Source organism: Bacillus sp. FSL K6-2865, from assembly GCF_040311405.1.
Taxonomy (GTDB): domain Bacteria; phylum Bacillota; class Bacilli; order Bacillales; family Bacillaceae; genus Bacillus; species Bacillus velezensis.
Genome location: NZ_CP152036.1, coordinates 1,063,860 through 1,084,847, shown reverse-complemented (window position 1 = coordinate 1,084,847; position 20,988 = coordinate 1,063,860). Strand labels below are relative to the sequence as shown.

The following is a 20,988-nucleotide window of genomic DNA, read 5'->3' as shown; positions in this document are numbered from 1 at the left end:
TTTGTTTCAGCGTTATTTTCGTTCATTTGCTTTTTTTGTTTTTACAAGCTTTTCCGGCGGCTGTTTTCTGATCCATTTCACAAACCGCGCGAGTTTCGGGTCACGACGCAGCTCTTCTATTCCCGTGAGCCTTGCCGCAAGCTCCTGATTCGTATAGAGCGCGTGAACCTGTTTATGACAAGGGATGCAGAGCATTGCGGTCGGAAGGAATGTCCCGCCTTCTTCCTTAGGCGTTAAGTGGTGCTCCGTCAGCCGCACATGATGGCGGCCGCATAATTCACATGTGCCCTCGGCAGAATCGGCCATGATTCCTTCTCCTTTCTACATGATCTCCAAGGTGACCCGGGTGCCTTTCCCGCCCGGTTCGGACGGATGAACGATTAATTTTTTCGGCAGACGCGCTCTCAGCTCCTGCACATGGCTGATCACTCCGACGGATAAGTTGTCCGATTGCAGCTTTTCGAGCGCTGTGACAACGGTGTCTAAGAGCCCTTGGTCAAGAGTCCCAAATCCTTCATCTAAGAAAAAGAATTGCAGCGGGTATTGCCCCCGCAGCTGAATCTGGGCGGACAAGGCAAGCGCAAGCGACAGCGATGTCAGAAACGTCTCTCCGCCGGAAAGGCTTGATACGGGCCGTTTGACGCCTCCGTTCGCGTCATCACGCATGACGAAACCGCCTTCTGAATCGACTAATATGGCATACCGCTGCCTTGTCAAAGCTCCGAGACGGGCAGAGGCGTCTCGAGCCACGCTTTCCAGCTGTTCTTCCGCTAAAAATTCGACGAATGTATTGCCTTTACATACAGACTGGAGCTTATCAAGCCTGTCAATCTGTGTCTGCCAGCTTTTCAGTTCGGCTTCAATCTCTTTAAAGCGCTTATGCTGTTTTTGCATAACCGCGAAGGCTTTTGCCTGTGCTCCTTTTTCCTCCATGGCGGCGCCTGACTCAGCCTCTGCCTGCTTCAGCAGAGAAACGGATGCTGTCCATTCTTCCTCCGATATCCGGCGCTCGGCTAATTTATCAGTAACACGGCTGATATTTGCCGATAGCTGTTTTGAGGTGTCCAAGAACTCATCTATTTCTTTTTTCATTTCCTCTGCACGCCCTTGCGGAAGCAGACTTTTTTTGACTTGGTCCGGGTCGGCAAACCCGGTGTCTTTTGACCTCACGCGCCAGTCGTTTTGCGCTTTCTCAAGGGAGGTCTCAGCATCCCTGAGTGACATGAGACTCCCGGATTCCCGGCCTTTTGCGTCATTCAGTGATTGCTGCGCCTGCTTCAGCGCGTCGAATAGGGACTGTTCTTTGGATTTTAACAGCTGTAATTCCTGCCGCACCGCTTCAAGCTTTGCGGAAATTGATGTTTCTTCGGCTGCTGTTCCGAGCTCTTGTTCATATCCGTCAATCACCTGCTGCAGGCGCTCAGACGCATAGTGAAGCTCGAGCCGTTCCCGTTCAAGCCGATGCTTCATCTCCTGCAGGCGTTCTTTCTCCTCTTCATGTTCCTTGAGGAATGCGATGCTTGTTTCAATGCGCTTCTCACATTCTTCTGCCTGCCTGTCCTTCTCATCTATCGAAGCCTGCCAGGCGTCAATCCGGTTTGGCGGAATATCACCGCAGACTTCATTGTACTGATTCAATCGGCTTTCTGACAGCGATTCAAGCTCTTCTAATGAATGTCTGAGACGGCCGGCTTCTTTTTCCTCGTAGCGGATTCGTTCGGCAAGCTGCTCAGCTTGTTTCACCGTCTGCTGATGCGCGCTGATCAGTCTTGTGACCTTCTCTTTTACCGACAGCATATCCTGTTTCATTTGTTTCCATTCCAAGCGGACGGCGCTGAACGCTTCATCAAGCGGGCGTCCGCTGATGGAGGAAGCGGCTTCCAGCTCCGGAACCCGGACGCTTTGCAGAAACGGACATTCTTCGGTAAAACGCCCCGACTGTTCTTCTAATGCAACCTTGGCTGTCAGCACTTCCTGAGAAAGAGCCGCCGCCTCAGAAAGCAGCGCTTCAACCTGCTGCAACTGTTCCTGTACAGCCGTATCAGGCGAGAATGTTTCATGAGCGGAACGCGGGCGGTCATGCTGCGTCGAGCCGCATACAGGACAAGGCTTTCCTTCGATTAGTTTTTCCGATAATTCTTTTGTTAATGCAGCCGTTCTCGCTTCCTCTGAGCGCCTGCGGAGATCGGCTTGCGTTTTGTCAGCCCGTTCGGCTGCGGCTTTCAGTGAACGTTCCGTTTCACAGACCATATGGTAAACGGTTTGAAGCGTTTGATAAGCGTGCGTAACATCTTCCTCTTCCGTTTTCGCTTTCGCTGTGAGCGACTCGCTTTCTCCGTTCAGCTTCTCCACGTTTTTCAGCTGCGTTGTCAGATTGGCCCGTTCTTTCGTGATTTGTTCCTGTGTCTGCTGAAAGCCTGCCGCCAGCTGTGCGGCGGTCTGGCATTTTTTCCGTTCATCGGCGGTCACTTGAACTGCTTTCAGCTCTTCTTTCAGCTCATTCTGCCTGTTTTGGCCGCGGGTCAGGCGGTCTTTCACTCCGGCCAGCTGTTTCGAGGCGGCTTCGTATTCTTCCTCTTTTTTGCTGTGTTCCGCATTTGTTTTTTCCGCTTCTTTTTTCGCTTCAAGCAGTTTTTGTTCAATGGCTGAAAGTCTTTGATACAGCTCTTCTTCCTTGACAAGCTTCGGCTCCTGTTCGGCCTTATGGGCCCGCCATGCTTCATAGGCTTCATTTTGCCGGGTAAATGAAACGGTTTCCGCCTCTGATTTCCGTTTGGCCAGTTCGTGTTCCTGTTCGGCGCGCTGCTTCCGGCGGACGGCTTCTGTGTAACGGTCTGCGTACGGCTCAAGGGCGAGAGCTGTTTCCGCCTCTTTAAGACGCTCAGTCAAATCCGTGATGTACGGGCGTCTTTCCTCAAGCTTTTTCTCCCGGCGCTCATATTCATCTCTTTCTGTCTGCAGGTTCCAAATTTCCTGGTGATTCTCAAAGCGCTCTTTTGCCCGGACCCGTTTCTTCTCAGCTTCTTCAAGCCGTTCGTTCGCTTCGTGAAACTGCTGTTCAGCCTGCTTCAGCGCATCTTCTCCTGCGTCTCCGAGGCCGGATTGTTCGGCCAGCATTTCATTTTTTTTCGCTGCCGCTTCCTGCGCCCGCCGCCGCAATTTTTTGACAAGCCTGTCCCCGTACTGTTCCAGATTAAACAGGCGCTGGAGCATATGTCTTCTTTCCGCGCCTTTAAGTGACAGAAACTCGGCAAACTTTCCTTGCGGCAGCACGACGGCTCTTGTAAAGTCGTCAATGGTCAGGCCAAGAAGCTCTTCCACCTTTTTGTTCACTTCATTCGCTTTATCGGCCAGCACCGTTTGTTCGTCTTTGATTTCAATCAAGCGGCAGAGGGCGGTTTTTACTTTCGTTTCATCCGTTCTCTTAAAAACGCGCTCGACCTTGTAGGAAACCCGGTGGCCGGATTGAAGCGCGAATGTAAATGAGACGGCGAGCTGATCTTCGGCATGATTCAGGATGCCGTGCGTATTATTTGCGGCGCGCTCCACTTTTCCGTATAAAGCGAGTGTCATGGCATCAAGGATTGATGATTTTCCGCTTCCGGTCGGCCCGAAAATCCCGAACACCCCGGCTCCGGACAGTCCGGCAAAATCAATGGTCTGTTCCTCCCTGAAGCTGTGGAGCCCTTTTATCGTTAACAGAATCGGCTTCATGTCGCATCCTCCTCATCATCTGCTGACGCAAGCTCTAAAAACAGCTTGACCATCTCCTCATCCGGCACGCCGCCGCCCGTTTGTTTTTCATAAAACTTCTTAAATCGATCCTCAATTGATGTGTGTTTCACTTCAATCCGGTCATTTTCGGTCTCTTTTTCTTCAAAAACCGGCCTGATATGGATAAAGCCGGGATGCGCCTTTCTCAGCCGATGAATTTCCTCGAGAGAAAGCTGATCCGTCAAATGGATATCAAGATCGATCCAGGCATTCCGGTCACGCCCTTCATCAAGCCAGCCGTGAACCTCGCTCAGCCCCTGCGCTTTCCATTTGACGAGCGGTTTACCGGAAGACAGGAAAATCTCTTCCCACTTCGCTTCTCCGCCGGGCTTCGCTTCTACCACCGTCACCGATTTGGCATAACCGGCTTCCGAAAAGCTGTATGCGAGCGGAGAGCCTGAATAACGGGCAGCCGTCTTGGCGCGCTTGATCGTTTGCGGACGGTGGAGATGGCCGAGAGCCACGTAAGCCGCATCAGCCGGCAGGCTGTCAGCGGCAACTGTGTAAGCGCCCCCGACTTCAATCGGACGCTCTGAATCGGTCTGATTTCCCCCCGCGACATAAATGTGGCTCGCCGCGATTTTCACGGCATCGTCCCGGCACAGTCCGCACATGTGAGCAAACGCCTCTCTGATTTTGACATCGTAATGATCGCGAAGAAGCTTTTCCTCAAACGTATCAGAAAGCACTTCGTTTAATCTCGCCTCTGACGGATATGCCAGCGCAGCTACGGCTAACAGCTCGTCCGCCGACGGCACTTCAATATGCACAGGTTCTGTCCGCGGATAGCCGATTAAATGAATGCCGCGCTCATTTGTTAACGGAGAAGCCGCCGCCAGCCTGTCGGGATTGTCATGGTTTCCGGCAATGACGACAACCGGGCGCTTTCCGCCGTCAGAAAGCGCGGAAAGACTTTCGTAATACAATTGTTCAGCGAGCGCAGGCGGGTTGACCGTATCAAATACATCCCCCGCCATAATGACCGCATCAATATTTTCTTCCTTGACAATGGTATTCAGCTCTTCCAATACCTCGGCCTGCTCGCTCAGCCTGCTTCTGCCTTCCAGCGTTTTGCCGAGGTGCCAGTCAGCTGTATGTAAAATGCGCATACCGCATTCACCTCACTTTTTGATAGAAAAAAAGATCCGCTCCAAAAAGGAGCTTCGGATCTTGTTACAGTGTAAGAACGTGACCTCCATCGAAGAAATAGAGCGCACGCCCTTTCACTTTCGTTTTTGTAATTTGTTCAACCGCTTTTGTATACAATTCGATTTGTGTTTCATACCTTTTTTGCAGAATCGGAGCCGCGCCTTCAAATCCGTTCCGGAATTTCCCCTCTATCCGATCTGTTTTATAGTCCAGCAAATAGAGACCGTCCGCAGTTTCGTAGAGGCAGTCAATAATCCCCTGCACGAGCAGCGGTTCACCGGCCGTTTCGGCATCCTTGTACACCTCGCCGGCCGGAAGCGCCATACTGAACGGCACTTCCCGGTCAATCCGCAGCGCCCCGAGAAGGTCTTTCCCGATTTCAGTTCCGAAAAACTGGACAATTTCTTCTATATCAATAGCTTCCTGCTGTTCTTCTGTCAGCAGCTCTTTTTCGTAAAGCATCCGGACCGTCCGCTCCGCTTCTTCGGCAGTCGGAACGTGCGTCAGCGGTATGTGCTGCATCACCGTATGCATCGCCGTCCCTTTTTCGGCGGCTGTCAGCCCTTTTTTCATCATAAAACCGGGACGCCTGTATAAAAGCGTGTCTCCTGACGGTTTGATGAGAGAGCGGCCGCTGTATTCATCCTCGTATTCTTGCTTTCTCTTCAGCTCAGAAACTGACTGCTTCGTTCTGATAGCCGTCAGCTCTCGGTACGGATATTCCCATTCAAGCAGACGGCGCGCCTGATCATCAAATGAAAACGAATCAGGAATCGGCTCGCCCTGCTGAATCGCTTTGAGACGTTTGCTCTTTTCTTCAGCACGTTCTTTCGGATTCTCTTCCAGCAATTCACTTTGCTGCAGCATCCGGATATGAAAACGCGACGGGTCGCGCGCGATATCCTCAGATGAGGAAAGTCCCGGCGTCCTGTGCGCCTCCATGTCACGGTGGCGGATGAGCGCCGGCCCGATAAAGTCCAAATAAGATGACGCCTGATAGCGGTCGAATTCAGAAAGAAGCCAATCGGCCCGGTCTGCTTGCGCCTGCCATTTGGCCAGCTGTTTTTCCCGGTTTTTGCAGGAACCGACGAGAAACAGCTTTTCCTTCGCTCTGGTCAGCGCCACATACAATACGCGCAATTCTTCGGATAAGAGCTCTCTGCGCATCTTTTTCTTCATCGCCACAAGCGGAAGAGTCGGATAGCTGATTCTGAGTTCCGGATGAATATACTTCGTGCCGAAACCGAGCTCTTTATCAAGCAGGTATGATTTGTTGAGATCCATCATATTAAAACTTCTGCCGAGTCCGGCGGTGAAAACGACGGGGAATTCAAGTCCTTTGCTGCTGTGGATCGTCATCAGCCGAACGACATCCTCCTGCTCGCTGAGCGCCCGGGCCGTCCCCAGATCATCGCCGCGCTCCTGCATCCGTTCAATGAACCGCAAAAAGCGGAATAACCCGCGGAACGCCGTCGCTTCGTACGAGCGCGCCCGGTCATACAAGACGCGCAGATTGGCCTGGCGCTGCTTTCCGCCTGGCATGCCGCCTGCATAGTCAAAATATCCGGTATCGCGGTATACTTCCCAAATCAGCTCAGACACCGAATGATTCGTCGAAAATGACCGCCACTTTTGCAGACTGTCATAAAAGGTTCTCAGTTTTTGATACAGGTCATCATGCCTGTCAGCGTTCGCTATATATGCTTTCAGCGCTTCATAAAACGGCGCTTTTTTCTTTTCAAGGCGTATCAGCGCAAGTTCATTTTCGTCACAGCCGACGATGGGCGATCGCAGCACGGAAGCAAGCGGAATATCCTGATACGGATTATCAATCACCTTCAAGACTGAAAGCGCCGCAGCTACCTCCACGGCTTCAAAGTAACCCGACGTCAAATTGGCGTACACCGGAATGCCCTGGTTTTTCAGCTCTTCCATTAATTGCGGCGCCCACGGCATGGAGCGCAGCAAAATTACGATATCCCGGTACTGGATATTCCGGTGTGTTTTTGTTTTGCCGTCATATACCTTAAACGGAGATGAGACAAGCTTTCGGATCTCCCCGGCTATCGCTTTCGCTTCCCAATGCACAGTTTCAAAGTCTTCGGCATCCTCGGAGCTGTCTGCGCCATCAGCGCTGTCAATGAGCAGCAGTTCCGTTTTTGCCGCGTCATTCGGCGGATACGATGCGCCGAGCTTCAATGCCGCCTGTTCATCGTAATCCACTTCGCCGATTTTTCCGCCCATCAGCTGCTTAAACAAGAAATTCGTACTGTCCAAAATATCGGAGCGGCTGCGGAAATTTTGGTTCAGGTCAATTTTCTGCCCCGCGCCTTCCCCGCTTTCTGTAAACCTTTTATATTTCCCGAGAAACAGCAGCGGCTCAGCAAGTCTGAAACGGTAGATCGATTGTTTAACGTCGCCTACCATAAACAGATTTCCCGCCTCTTCATTCCCGCTTTTAACAAGCTGCAGGATAGACTCTTGCACAAGATTCGTATCTTGATATTCATCAACCAGAACTTCATGGAACTGGTCTTGATAATAAACGGCCGCTTCGCTCGGCACTCGCCGGCCTTCTTCATCAACCGCAGTTAAAATCGCCAGGCAGTAATGTTCCAAATCTGAGAAATCAATAATTGATTTTTCTTGTTTCGCCGCTTCAAATCGTTTTCCGTACGATATCACGAGCTGAACGAGCGTTTCGATGACAGGCTTCATATCTGTTAAACTCTTTAAGTGATCTTGCGGACTTCTTGTAAAGTAATCGGTCTTTACCTTTTCGATCAGTTTCTTCGCGCCGTTTCGCAAATCGGTCGCTTCGTTCAAAAGCGCTTTGTCAAATTCATCGCCCTTTACCGCCTTCGCCCGCTTAAAGGAGACTGCGGGAACCCGTTCATACAGCGCATCGAAGTCATGCCGGCAGCTGATCAGCTCTTCTATCTGCTGAAGGTCATCCAGAAAATTATCAGCGCGCGGGGCCGGCCCGCCGGGCGCTTTTGTCAGTTCAAGCGCCTTCTCAAGCTTTTGTTTTGCCCCGTAGAGCGCCATTTCAGCATCTTCTCTCACATATTGGTAAAACGGAAGCTCTTCCATTTTGCTTTCTTCCGTCACGTCATACAGGCGGACAAAGCTTTGCAGCCACGCTTCCGGGTCAGGATGCGACCGGGAATACTCGTACACCCGTTTGACAAGGTCTTGAAGATCCAGATCATGCCTGTCTGTCGTGTATCTGTCTGCAAGCTCAAAAAACGCCTGATTCCCTTTTGCGTATTCATCTTCAAACAGCTCATCAAGCACTTCGTCTCCGAGCAATTCGCCTTCCGTCTGGTCAGCCATCCGAAAACCGGGGTCAAGATCAATCATATAATAATATTTTTTAAGCACTTGCAGACAGAAAGAGTGAAGCGTCGAAATGCTCGCCCGATTTAATAGAGAGAGCTGCCGTCTGATATGCAGAGATCCCGGATTTTTGGCGAGCTCTTTTTCTAATGCTTCCGCGATCCGATGCTTCATCTCCGCTGCTGAGGCGTTTGTAAAGGTCACCACAAGGAGCCGGTCAACATCAACCGGATCTTCCTCCGCGGTTATCTTTCTGATCATCCGTTCCACGAGCACGGCCGTTTTACCTGATCCGGCTGCGGCAGCGACCAGAATATCGCGGCCGGAAGAAACGATGGCGCTCCATTGGTCATCCGTCCATATGCTGTCTTTCGGTTTAGGAATTTGCATCATCATCCGCCTCCTTCTTCAGCCAATCCAGTATGGTGCCGTCTTTTTCCGCTTTCAGGCTGCGGTATTCATTTTCCTTAAGCGACTCATCAAACTGGCACACCGATTGAAACGCACAGTACGTACAAGGCGTCTTATCTTTCAGCTTATACGGGGTAATGGACACAAGTCCGTCCGTTATCGCTTCGCCCGCCTGTTCAAATGTCCGCCGCACATGGTCTGTCAGCAGATGAAAGTCCCGTTCGCTGACCGCGGCTGAGTCGGATCTTAAAGAACCGTCCTTTTTCAAACCAGCATTGACGATATTTGAACGCCCTTCCTCCAAAGTCGTGTCCATCAGGCTGATCGCCTCCCGGTCACCGAGGAGAAGGCCTTTCATTTTAAATTTCTTAAAAATTTCCTGCTCGATTTCATCAAGCCCCATCGGCAGACTGGCCTGAATCATCGGATCATGAATATGGAAATACAAAACGCCTGCCGGGGTCGCTTTCATGCCGAGCCAATCCGCGGAATGTGTAATCGATAAGTCAAGATATGTGAGCATTTGCAGAGCGAGCCCGTAATACACCTCAGCCAGATCAAGCCCCCTGTCGCTTGATTTATAATCAACGATTCTCAGCAGCAGGCCTTTTGAACTTTCCGCTTTATCCACGCGGTCGATCCGTCCGACGAGTTCCATCGTACAGCCGTTTTTCAGCGTGAAAGTGAGCGGGGGCAGCGGCCCGCTTCCGCCGAAACCGAGTTCAAGACCGACCGGGACGAAACCGCTCGCCTTCGCATGCTCGCTTAATATGCCAGAAACACGCGTGACGATCTTCTGCAGTTTTTCCTTCACATAAAAGTGTCTGTTTGAGCTGAGCAGAATCTCTTTTTGCAGCTTTGGCGCAAGCCGTTCCACCGCTTCATAGGAGAAATTCCGGCACTGATCTTTCGTCAGATCGCGCCATTCCAGCTTCTGCTCACGAAGCCGGTCTGAAATCAGCTTCAGGCTGGAGTGAAACAGCTGGCCGATATCTGGCGCGTCCAGCTTGAAAAACTGCCGCTCTTTTAATTGAAGCCCGTGAGATGCAAAATGAGAGAACTGGCAGGCATTAAACGCCTCCATCCGGGAGACGCTTCCTTTAATATGCTCGCCGTAAAGCCGGCGCGAAACAGGGCGTTCAAGACGCTTCGCCTCATTGCGGAAAAACAAGCTTGAAAACAGCTTTTTCGCACGCCGGTGATCAGGCTCTTTCATCAGCACATTGTATGCGCTCCACCATACGTCACTGATCTCGTACTCTCTTGTCCACAGCCTGAGCTGACTTGCCGTATATGTCTGAGCCACCTGTTTATTGACGAGATACTGAAGCTGCTCTTCTTCGCTTACCTGCTCGGGATCAGCCGCTGACAGCTTTTCCTGATGATCGGGAAACAGCTCGCCAAGCCTGTTTACAACGATTGACGGCAGGAGCGTTTTTCCTTCCGCATCGGCAATCGGGTATGACACATAAAGACGGTCAGACGGACTCGACAGCGCCATATAGATGAGAAAATGCTCATCAAGCAGCCGCTCACGCCCCGCGGAAGACAGCTCCACTCCGACTGCTTTCAGCCACTCCCGGTCATCATCAGACAGCACGCCGTTTTCATCCGGGCGCGCCGGAAGAACGCCGTCATTGGCCCCGATGACGAATGTGCAGGACGTGCCGTACATTCTTGAGAGATCCATATTCCCTACAAATACTTGGTCAAGCGCAGGAGGAATTAAAGAAAAATGAAGCGATTCCGTTCCCGTTTCAAGCATTTGCTGGAACAGTGCCAAAGATATTTCATCTTCACCCATCATGCCGGCAAACTCCTCAAGAAGCTGGATAACGGCGTCCCACGCCTGGCCGTGCTGCTGCGCTTCGATCATGTTTCCGGCCTCTTCGGCCTGCTGCCTTTTCCGGTCCAGCTTCAGGGGAACATCGGTATCTTCCAAAAAGAGATAAAGAGCCTCCGCCATGCTTTGAACCGTTTTCGCCTTTTTCATCCGGTTTTGAAGCCGGACAAGGGGCGCGGCCATCCACTCTTTCGTCTCATTCAGGATGTGTTCCATCTCTATTTCCTGATCCGTCTGCGCGAAATCCTCATCGAGCGATACGAAGCGCCTGTATACAAACCGCTCGCCGCTCGTCCAGCGCTCCCCTTTAATGCCGTAGGCGATACAGTAATTTTCAAGCTGATCGACCTGCTCTCTTATTTTCTGCTCCGGCTGATCAAGCGGGAATAACAGTTCGGTTTTCGCACAGCGGAACACCGCTTCATATCTCCAGTTCCCCTTCACGACATCCAGGCTTGAACGGATGAATTCAATAAGCGGGTGATGCTGCATAGAAGCTTTTCCGTCAATAAAATAAGGAAGCCCGTAATCGGCAAACACTTCCTTCAGCAAATCTTTATAATCTTCCGGCTGACGGACGAGAATCGCCATATCTTTGTACCGGTATCCTCCGTCCCGGACAAGTGATTGAATTTCCCGGGCAATACCTTCAAGCTCAGCTCTTCTGTTTTGCGCCTGCATGACGGCAAAAGCTTCCTGTCCGCCGGTATACGCCGCGGCGGGACGCACATCGTACTGCGACTCTATACAGGCAAGCTCCGGAGCATGCTGATGCCGCTTCGTGCCATGCAGTTCCTTGCAGGAAATATCGGCATTCAATTCCTTTGCCGTCTGATAAAGCTTATAGTATGTGCTTCCCGTCATTCTGAACAGATCGAGCTCATCCGGTGCCTGTTCCGCCGAAGGGCTGTCCGCCGTCAGCGAGAATGTGACATGTTCAGCATGCATGATCAGCTGCTCCAGCACCCTTAATTCCTGCGGCGTAAATTGATAGAATCCGTCGACGTAAACACGGGCGCCTTTTACAACGTCCGCCAAAGGAATCTGCTGAGCGAGCAGCGTCAAATAGTCCTCTGAATGCAAATAGTGTCCGGCGAGGCTTCTTTCCATCTGCTGATATAAAATGCCTAAATCATGAAGTTTTTCAGACAGCATCCGCTCTCCGCGATATTCTGACGCCGTTCCGCTTTCCGCCATGCGGCGGACGTCTTCAGGCTCAATACAGTACCGCTTAAACTCTGTCAGCATCCGTTCCACCTGCTCAGTGAACCCGGTTTTGTCACTCGCTTTTTGATACACTTTAAACTCGTGCTTATGTTCTTCAATCAGTTTCCTTAAAAGCATCTGCACACCCGTCGTCGTCACAAACGGGCGGTTCATGCCCCCGGTATGCTGAAGCACGCGCCACGCCAAACGCGAAAAACTGAACACTTGAGCGCGTATCATGCCGCCGATATCCGGCGTTTTAGCAAGCTCATATTCCATTAAAAACGTCATTTGATCCGGGACTAGAAAAATGATCGGTTTCCCGAACGGCTCCCGGCGCAGTTCATCTTGAATGCTGTCGATAATCAGCCTCGTTTTCCCACTCCCCGATCTGCCTACTAAAAACTCAACACCCAATTAGAAGACCCCTCTCTTTTTATCTTTCTACATTTTATCGAAAGTTGACGAAAATGACCAATCTCATCTGCTGGTAAAAACGGGATGACTGTTTTAAAACATATCGTTTTTGACCAAAATAAAGAAAAAAGGACTAATGATGATGTCAGAATATCCCGAAGTAATTGTACGGACGGCTCTGTCGTTCAGCATTCTGTTTATCGGCGCCCGGATACTCGGTAAACAAACCATTTCACAGATGACGCTTTTTGATTTCATTGCGGCCATCTCACTCGGCGCCATCACGGCAAATCTGTCGTTTAATACAAAGCTGCCGATTCATTTTACTGTCAGTGCTTACACGATTTTCGTGGTCATCATTTATCTTGTCGCATATCTTTCTATGAAAAACAGAACCGCCAGGGGTTTCTTTGCGGGCAAACCGACCATTATCATTCAAAACGGAAAAATACTTGAGCATAATATGAAAACGATGCGCTATACCATCGACTACTTGAACCAGCAGCTGCGTGTAAATGACGTATTTGACATTTCTCAGGTTCAGACTGCCATCATTGAAACAAACGGCAGCATGTCAGTGGAGGTCAAACCGGAATTTGCGCCCGTTATAAGAAAGGATCTCGGCATCTTTGCCGGACATGAAAAGAACTTTGCCGTTGAGCTGATTATGGACGGCCGGCTGGTGATGAATAATCTGGAAGAAAACCACGTATCGGAAAAATGGCTGAGAGAAGAATTGGACAAGAGAAACCTCAAACCGGAAGACGTCGTATACGCTGTGCGCGGAAGCAACGGCCGGCTTTTTGTCGACACATACGACGACCATATTACATCGCCGCTAGATCAAGAATAAAAATGACATCCGCACATGTCACGGGCTGCCGCCGTATAATACCCTATAAACATTCGGGGGTGAGTCCAATGCACGAGAATTTTTTTCATTATACAGCCATCTGCAGCGACGATTCTGTGCTTATAAAGGATCTGGTAAAATCCATAAACGGTGAATACAGCGCTGTGATTTGCTACTCAATATTAGCCGAAAAAGCGCCGACCGCAGAAATCAGAAGACGAATCGAACATATCAGAGAGGAAGAAGTGCGCCACCTGCACGCTTTCTCTTCACTGTATACGTCAATTACCGGAAAACAGTTGACGCCGAAACAGACGGAGCATTGTCCGCACACATACAGAGAAGGACTGAGGGCGGCGTTTTATGATGAGCAGAAAACGAATGATTTTTATTTGCAGGCATCCGATAGAGCGGTGCATCCGGAAGCGAAGCGGTTATTTGCCCGCACGGCATTTGACGAGCAGCGTCATGCCGTCTGGTTTTTATACGATATGGCCCACTCTCCTTTCCACCATACAGGGGGAACGGTATCAAACGCGCCGAACACAAGCTACACCGAGGTAAATAACGGCAAATAACGGTTCAGGCAGATCACGCTCCCCCGCCGGGAGTCTTCAGACCGCTGACAAACCCCGTTCTTTCAACATGAGAGAATGGGGTTTACTTTTCGAGCCGTTTTATACTCCCTCTAAACAATGGATACCTTCTTCATTGTATAATCAGCAAAAACCCTTTATAATAAAATAAACCAACTGGTCGGTTTCAAACGAACCGAGCCCCGCTTTGCGGGACAACGATATGAATGAGGCGGAAAGGATCTGTGTGAAGTGACAAATACAAAAGGCGGTGCCGGAAAGAGCCAAAAGACGAAGAACAGGCTCGTATCCGCTTCGCGTGACTTATTTGCAAAAAAAGGATATTCAGAAACATCGATTCGGGATATTTTAGAGGCTGCCGAAATCAGTAAAGGCAATCTATATCACCATTTTAAAGGAAAAGAGTTTCTGTTTCTTCATATCATGGAAGAGGATCACCGCGTGATGATCGAGACGTGGAGGGAAATGGAAGCTGATCTGAAAGATGCTGCCGAAAAGCTGGCGGGCTTTGCGGAGCTGCTCAGCCGGATGAGCATCAATTACCCGCTTATGAGAGCAAGTGAAGAGTTTTATGCGAGTGCGTTTACGTCAGAGGAGGTCGTAAAGCGGCTCAACAAAATTGATATTGAATATGACGATGTGATGAGAGAGATCTTAGAAGAGGGGAATCAAGACGGCAGCTGGTCCATTCATCATGTCGAATCAAAAGTAAAAATCCTGCTATCCGTCTTCTACGGTTTAGATGTGTTATATAAAAACGATACCATTCAGCAAAGAATCGAATTGCAAAAAGAAGCCATCTCCGTGTTTATTCACGGGTCGATCAGCGCTGATAAACAGAATGACAGCTGACAAAGGAGAAACAACATGCAAAAACCGATCAGAGAACAAAAGGCTGTACTCATCATCTTATTAAGCAATATATTTATTGCGTTTTTAGGCATCGGATTGATCATTCCCGTTATGCCGCTGTTTATGAATGTGATGCACTTGACGGGCAGCACAATGGGATACCTTGTCGCTGCCTTCGCCGTTGCGCAATTAATTGCATCCCCCATTGCGGGGAGATGGGTTGACCGCTTCGGCAGAAAAATCATGATTCTCGCCGGACTGTTTTTGTTCGCATTATCCGAACTGACCTTCGGATTGGGCACACATGTCTCCATTTTATATTTCGCAAGGGTGCTGGGGGGCATCAGTGCCGCTTTTATCATGCCCGCTGTTACAGCGTATGTCGCAGATATTACGACGGTGCAGGAAAGATCGAAGGCGATGGGCTATGTATCTGCCGCCATCAGCACAGGGTTTATCATCGGGCCCGGCATAGGAGGATTTATTGCCGATCACGGCGTTCGAATGCCGTTTTTCTTTGCGGCGGGAATTGCATTTATCGCAGTGATTTCCTCTGTCTTTATGCTGAAAGAGCCGTTAACTAAAGAAGAACGCGCAAAGCAGCTGGAAAGCGTCAAAGAATCAACTTTCTTAAAAGATTTGAAAAAGTCGATTCATCCAAACTACTTGATCGCCTTTATCATCGTTTTTGTTTTGGCATTCGGACTGTCGGCTTACGAAACGGTATTCAGCTTATTTACAAACCATAAATTCGGCTTCACGCCAAAGGATATCGCCATTATTATTACGTTCAGCTCCATTGTGGCGGTCCTCATTCAAGTACTCGCGTTCGGAAGACTTGTCAACTTCCTCGGGGAGAAAAAAGTCATTCAGCTTTGTCTGATCATCGGCGCTGTGCTGGCTTTCGTTTCTACGGTGATGTCAGGATTTTTGCCCGTGCTCGCTGTCACCTGCATCATTTTCCTTGCGTTTGATTTACTGCGCCCGGCACTGACTACTTATTTATCGAAAATCGCAGGAAATCAGCAGGGGTTTGTTGCCGGTATGAACTCAACATACACGAGTTTGGGCACCATTTTCGGCCCGGCTCTGGGCGGTATTTTATTTGATATGAATATTCACTTCCCGTTTCTGTTCGCAGGTGTGGTTTTATTTCTCGGTCTGGGATTGACCTTTGTGTGGAAAGGAAAAGCGGGCGAGGTTTCGGAGTAGGGTGCACTCACCCATCTCCGGAGCTTTTTTTGCGTTTGCGATAAGAAAAATGAATGGATTATGAGAAATAATTCATTATTTATTTATCTCAAAATCTATACTATAGTAATAGTAAGGTTAACGAGCTTAACAATTTAATATGAATGTTTCAGGAAGAAGGGTTTTCATTGAAGAAAGACAAACATCTCCTTACGGATATCTGGTTTATTCTCATCAGTGCGGCAGGGGGGTTTCTTCTTTCGCTTACAGGGATGTCGATCGCCTGGATGCTCGGAACGCTGGCCGCCGGCTGCATCCTCTCCATGACGAGGCCCCGCTGGCTGTTCATGGCGCCTGACAGAAGAGGGATTCACCGCAGATGGCTTGCCGCGGGACAAATGATCCTCGGCATCGAACTCGGCCAGAAACTGAACCTGTCCGTTCTGTCGGTTTTACGGGAGCATTGGCTTCCGGTAGGCTTCATGCTGATTTTTTCTATCGTGATGGCGCTTGTTTCCGGATATGTGCTCTTTCGGTTCAGCCGGACAGACATGATGACAAGCTTTGTAGGCACGGCGCCGGGCGGTTTATCCGCCATGCCGGGTATCGCCCAGGAAGTCGGCGCAAACACCGCGATTGTAAGCCTTATTCAGCTGACGCGCGTCCTTTTGGTCGTCATGACAATACCGTTTCTTGTCATTTTCTTATTTACCAAACAAAACGGTGCAGCTCAGACATCAGCCGGAGCCGTTTCGGCAGGAGCTTCACATCCGGGCCTTACTCCCGTCTTGTTAACGGCCGGATTTATTTTGGCTGCCTGGCTTGCAAGCAAAGGCGCAAAACGGCTGAAATTTCCCGCCCCTTGGCTGCTCGGCAGCATGATTGGCGTTGCTGCTGCGGAAATCGGCGTGTCCGCCTTGGCGGGCAAAGACATGCTGGCCTGGTGGCCGCCGGAAGCGAACCAGCTGTCACAAATTTTTCTCGGCGCCACAATCGGATCAAAAATGTACAAAAGTATGTTCACCGGTGTGACGAGAGTGCTGACCGTCGGATTTATTTCTTCCGTCGGATTAATCGCCGCCATGATTCTGAGCGCGATTGCGGTTTCTAAATTAACGGGCATCTCCATGATTACATCTGTTCTCGCCTTTTCTCCCGGCGGGATCGCCGAGATGGCGGCGACTTCGATCACCCTGCACGAAGACTCGACTTTCGTCGTCGCGGTTCAGGTCATCCGGATCGTTCTCGTCATCGCCATGCTTCCGCCCTTCTATCGGCTGCTGCACCACCTTTCTCAGCTGAAACGGGCACACGGTGAAAGAGGCCGGGCAGAAAGAGGAACATGATCCGAATAAAAAAACACGCATCCATATGCGTGTTTTTTATTTGAACAGCTCTCCGCCGCCATTTACAGACCGCCAGTTTGCTGAAAGATCACGGAACAGCCGTTCAGCAAATAACAGTTCTTCATCTGTATAGCGGTCTAAAAACGCCAAGAGCCGCTTTTTTATCAATTCATGATATTCATGATGAAGAGAATGCAGCTCTTTCCCGGCAGGAGTCAGCCGGAAATAGACTTCTTTTTTATTGTCGCTCAGCCGGGTCCTGCGCAGAAAGCCGGCTTCCAAAAACTTCGCGCAGCTTCTCGACACGGTCGGCTTTGTCGTCTTCATTTTTTCCGCTATTGACGTGACATTGATCGGTTCATGATCTCCGATACACGACAAAATGTGAATTTCCGTCAAAGTCAACTGTAATTTTTTTCCGTTTTCTTCACGGAGTTCGTCCATCCGTCCGGCCAACGACGCCCTGATGTCCTCCTGACACCTCTCCTGCTCGTGAAAAATATCTGTCAGCCCTTCAAGAATCATGTGTTTTGCATGGTCTGGCTGTCTTCTGTCCAACTGCTGAATCACCCTTCCGTATTGATTGTTTCTTTTACTATAACGTTTTGTTACACAAGAAACAATCACACAGGCGCATAAAAGGGTATCAGATGAATCCCCATCTCTCCAAACCGGCCAGAACAGCTTCTTCCGCTTCACGTCCCGAGCCGCCGGCTGCCCATGCCGCGTGGCCGTCCGGCCGGATGAAAACGGCGTGGACGTCATCCCAATCGGCACGTGTTTCAGCAAGCTCCGCCCTGACAGCTGCCACGCTGTCCGTATCAATACCGGCGGGAATGCTCCCTCTTAATGACAAAAGCACAAAGGCGCCCTTATGAAGAAAATCATACAGCCGGGCCGGCCGCCCGTCATGAAGGGTCAATTCGATATCCGGCAGGCGTTTTCCGTTCAGGATATGCGGCGGCAGCTCCGCATCCGGTTCATAATGCAGATCAAGCGCGGATACTTTTCCCGCCAATAAACGGTTGGACTCCTGAAAATCCAGCAAAGCGGCCATCGTTTCTCTTAATGCCATCCACGACTCGGTAAAATCCATGAGCTTTATCTGGGTTTTTATATTGTGCAATACTTCTTTTCCTGTGCTGTGCCTTTCCTGATGATAGCTGTCCAGAAGATAAGGCGCCGCTTTCCCCTTCATTTGCGCCGCCAGCTTCCAGCCGAGGTTGAAGGCATCCTGAAGCCCCGTGTTCAGCCCTTGGCCGCCTGCGGGAAAATGAATGTGCGCCGCATCACCGGCCACAAAAACCCGGCCTGATCGGTACTGCTCAGCCTGACGCTCGGCATTGCCGAACCGCGACGTCCATACCGGATCACCCAATCCGAAATCAGTGCCGCATATCCGCCGCAGGTCTTCTTTCAGCTCATTTTCGGTGACCGGCTCTTCCTTCCGCTTTTGCGGAGCGTGCGGAGAAACGATGAGGACGCGGAAAAGTCCGTCCGTAAGAGGGACAATCACAACCGATCCCTCCAGGCGGCACGTTGACAAAAAGGAAGATTCGGGCGGATGTTTCAAAGCGGCATCACAGAGGGTTCCTGTTAAGTCGGCATCAGTGCCCGAAAAAGCGATGCCCGCCTGTTTCCTGACAATGCTCCCCGCTCCGTCTGTACCCGCGGCATATAAGCTGTGAAGAGTGCGGATCCCGCTTTCGTCCCGGAACACCGTCTCCACTCCGTCATCCGTCTGGGTGACAGCCACCGCTTCCGCCCCGCGGATGATGTCTGCGCCGAGACTTGATGCATACTCCTCCAAAATCCGCTCCGTTTCTGCCTGAGGCAGCATTAACGAATAATTCTGCTTCGTATCCAGCCGAGAAAAATCCAGCCGTGTATCCAGCATGGAAAAATGGCCGGAAGACACCTTCGTCCCTTTTTCCAAAAAGCGTTCCAATATGCCTCTCATGGCAAAAAGCTCAAGTGTGCGCGGATGCATGATAAGCGCTTTGGAATATGGCACCGTCTTCTTCAATCGTTCAATAACAGTCGTTTTCACTCCGGCCAGCGCCAGTTCTGATGCAAGCATAAGTCCGACCGGACCTCCCCCGATAATGGCAGCCTGTGTTTTCATCTCATCAGCCCTCTTTCATATTTTTTGTTGCACACGTAACAAAATCACCAAAAAATAAAACGCCTCCTTTTTGTTTCGCGCGTAACAATTTTCATTATAGTCTTCCCTCTGCTTTTTTACAATCATTTCCGAAAAAAAAGACGCCGTTTACTTGGCGTCTGATTCACTGATGACTCCGACAATGTCTTTATCCTTAATCGGACCGAAATGACGGCTGTCGAGGCTGTATATGCGGTTGTCGCCAATAACAAAGTATTGTCCCTTCGGTATGCTTTTGCGCCCGGTCGTTTCCTTCAGCGTATAATCACCGGTCACATGGCTCCCGGCGGACAATGATGACTTTAACGGTTTTAAAAACGGTTCCGCCACCCGTTTTCCATTCACATACAGCTGATCCTCCCTGTATGCGATTGACTCGCCGGGGAGCCCGATGACACGTTTGATCAGCACTTTGCGGTGCGGGCCTTTGAACAGGACAATATCGAAACGGCGGATCGTTTTGTAACGATGGGAAAACTTGTTGACCATCAGCTCATTTCCTTGTTTAAAGGTCGGATTCATGCTGATTCCTTCGACTTTATAATCAATAAAAATGGCATTCTTTAATTGTATGGCCAAAACAACGATAAGCACGCCGGCTATAAACCAAAATCGTTTTTTCAAGATTCCTGTCTCCCTCCGTCTTTCTCATGCTGACTGATTCTCGTCTGTAACCGCCGTTCGATATGCTTTCCGGCATACCACAGCACCGCGATCACCATTATGGCGCCCGCCATCCTGAAAGGCTGTGTCATGAGTGCATGTAGATCATATCCGATAAAGCTGATCATAAAAATCATGACCATTTTCCCCATAGCGGCTGCTGATATAAACTGCAGCGCCCCGACCCGTGACAGGCCGGCAACGATATGAACCGCAGCGGACGGCGTAAAGGGGAAGCAAAGTAAAATAAACAGCGGACCGAAACCGTGCCGCTCAACCCAGAGCATCATCCGCCTTATGGTCTGATGCCTGCGGATGAAACTGAAAGCTCTTTTCTGTCCGAAACGGCGGACGGCATAAAACATCAGCATCGATCCTGCCGCAGACCCGAGCCATGACAGAAAAAAACCTTCCCACAAACCAAATGCATTCGTATTCGCCACCACAAATACAACGAGCGGCAAAAACGGAAGAAACGCTTCAATAAAAGGCAGTGCAACCGCAGCCGCCGGGCCGAAAGCTCTATAGCTTTGGAACCATTCCGTCAGCTGTTCCTCAGTCAAATATGATAAAAATTGCTCCAACGTTTATACTCCTTAACGAGTTTGTCTATCCTTATTCTACACATTATCTCCAAAAAACGAAAATGTTTACGAGATTTTCCGACTTGAAATATCGTGTAAGCGAGTATAAAATAAGAACAAACGTTCTCTTTTTTAAGAAAGAAGGAGTATTTATGCCTGACATCCGGAGCGGCACCCGCGATCTCATCGAAAAAGGGCTGTTTCTGCCCATGGCGGCTGCCATCCTGAACCGGGACCTCGAAGCGCTTGATTCGTGCCCGTTCAAATTAAAACAACCCTATAAACAGCTTATCAGCTGCTCTTTAAAATTAGCACAAAAGGATTTGAGTGATGTTCGAAAAGAGTTAAGAAAGCGTAAAATTAAAATATACGAAGCGGAAAGAGACGAAGCATTTACGCTTTATATATGCACCATTAACGGCTATGAAGAAAAACACCGTTATTTCAACCCGAGAATACGGGAACAGGTAACCGCCTTATTAGAATATTACCTGTCTCTTGCGACCATTTAAAAAGCAGCCGGGACTGCTTTTCCTTTTCAGTTGATAAATTTCAGACTATTCACACTATACATTCGACATGATTTTCTTTATAATCGGG

The 20,988-nt window shown here is 49.9% G+C and carries 15 protein-coding genes; 6 read left to right on the top strand and 9 right to left on the bottom strand.

The window, feature by feature from the left end:
• Positions 1-12: 12 nt before the first annotated feature.
• From NYE42_RS05390 to addB, 5 genes are all read right to left on the bottom strand, one after another.
• A complete protein-coding gene (locus NYE42_RS05390) occupies positions 13-306 on the bottom strand; it encodes a hypothetical protein (RefSeq protein ID WP_007409167.1) in 294 nt (97 codons plus the stop codon).
• 15 nt (positions 307-321) lie between these two features.
• A complete protein-coding gene (gene sbcC / locus NYE42_RS05385; protein WP_352426813.1) occupies positions 322-3,714 on the bottom strand; it encodes an exonuclease subunit SbcC in 3,393 nt (1,130 codons plus the stop codon).
• Entirely contained in the window at positions 3,711-4,883 is a 1,173-nt protein-coding gene (gene sbcD / locus NYE42_RS05380; protein WP_007409169.1) for an exonuclease subunit SbcD, read from the bottom strand. Before sbcD ends, sbcC begins: the two co-directional genes overlap by 4 nt.
• Positions 4,884-4,947: 64 nt before the next feature.
• Complete coding sequence (addA, locus tag NYE42_RS05375; RefSeq protein WP_251257174.1) at positions 4,948-8,652, bottom strand: helicase-exonuclease AddAB subunit AddA; 3,705 nt, start codon at positions 8,650-8,652, stop codon at positions 4,948-4,950.
• Positions 8,639-12,139, bottom strand: a complete 3,501-nt coding sequence (gene addB / locus NYE42_RS05370) for a helicase-exonuclease AddAB subunit AddB (protein WP_352426812.1) — start codon at positions 12,137-12,139, stop codon at positions 8,639-8,641. The genes addA and addB overlap by 14 nt, the downstream gene beginning before the upstream one ends.
• Before the next feature lie 139 nt (positions 12,140-12,278).
• Here addB and NYE42_RS05365 point away from each other — a divergent pair, with 139 nt between their 5' ends.
• The 5 genes from NYE42_RS05365 (at position 12,279) to NYE42_RS05345 (ending at position 16,977) form a co-directional block, all read left to right on the top strand.
• On the top strand, positions 12,279-12,992 hold the full coding sequence (locus NYE42_RS05365; protein ID WP_199022641.1) for a DUF421 domain-containing protein: 714 nt from the start codon (positions 12,279-12,281) through the stop codon (positions 12,990-12,992).
• Between the two features lie 68 nt (positions 12,993-13,060).
• On the top strand, positions 13,061-13,570 hold the full coding sequence (locus tag NYE42_RS05360; protein WP_015417176.1) for a ferritin-like domain-containing protein: 510 nt from the start codon (positions 13,061-13,063) through the stop codon (positions 13,568-13,570).
• Between the two features lie 249 nt (positions 13,571-13,819).
• Positions 13,820-14,440 carry a TetR/AcrR family transcriptional regulator gene (locus tag NYE42_RS05355; RefSeq protein ID WP_031378468.1) on the top strand — a complete coding sequence of 207 codons (621 nt, stop codon included), beginning with the start codon at positions 13,820-13,822 and terminating at the stop codon, positions 14,438-14,440.
• Between the two features lie 15 nt (positions 14,441-14,455).
• Complete coding sequence (locus NYE42_RS05350) at positions 14,456-15,652, top strand: MFS transporter (protein WP_007409175.1); 1,197 nt, start codon at positions 14,456-14,458, stop codon at positions 15,650-15,652.
• A 167-nt stretch (positions 15,653-15,819) separates the two neighbouring features.
• Entirely contained in the window at positions 15,820-16,977 is a 1,158-nt protein-coding gene (locus NYE42_RS05345; RefSeq protein ID WP_033574498.1) for an AbrB family transcriptional regulator, read from the top strand.
• 36 nt (positions 16,978-17,013) lie between these two features.
• Here NYE42_RS05345 and NYE42_RS05340 read toward each other — a convergent pair whose 3' ends face one another.
• The 4 genes from NYE42_RS05340 to NYE42_RS05325 all read right to left on the bottom strand — a co-directional run bounded on the left by NYE42_RS05340 (position 17,014) and on the right by NYE42_RS05325 (position 20,388).
• On the bottom strand, positions 17,014-17,535 hold the full coding sequence (locus tag NYE42_RS05340; protein WP_012117244.1) for a MarR family transcriptional regulator: 522 nt from the start codon (positions 17,533-17,535) through the stop codon (positions 17,014-17,016).
• Positions 17,536-17,623: 88 nt separating this feature from the next.
• Positions 17,624-19,102 carry a monooxygenase gene (locus NYE42_RS05335; RefSeq protein WP_352426811.1) on the bottom strand — a complete coding sequence of 493 codons (1,479 nt, stop codon included), beginning with the start codon at positions 19,100-19,102 and terminating at the stop codon, positions 17,624-17,626.
• Between the two features lie 147 nt (positions 19,103-19,249).
• On the bottom strand, positions 19,250-19,765 hold the full coding sequence (gene lepB, locus NYE42_RS05330) for a signal peptidase I (protein WP_003155158.1): 516 nt from the start codon (positions 19,763-19,765) through the stop codon (positions 19,250-19,252).
• Entirely contained in the window at positions 19,762-20,388 is a 627-nt protein-coding gene (locus NYE42_RS05325; protein ID WP_039252073.1) for a TVP38/TMEM64 family protein, read from the bottom strand. Before NYE42_RS05325 ends, lepB begins: the two co-directional genes overlap by 4 nt.
• Positions 20,389-20,540: 152 nt before the next feature.
• Here NYE42_RS05325 and NYE42_RS05320 point away from each other — a divergent pair, with 152 nt between their 5' ends.
• Positions 20,541-20,900 carry a hypothetical protein gene (locus NYE42_RS05320; RefSeq protein WP_012117241.1) on the top strand — a complete coding sequence of 120 codons (360 nt, stop codon included), beginning with the start codon at positions 20,541-20,543 and terminating at the stop codon, positions 20,898-20,900.
• Positions 20,901-20,988: the final 88 nt, after the last annotated feature.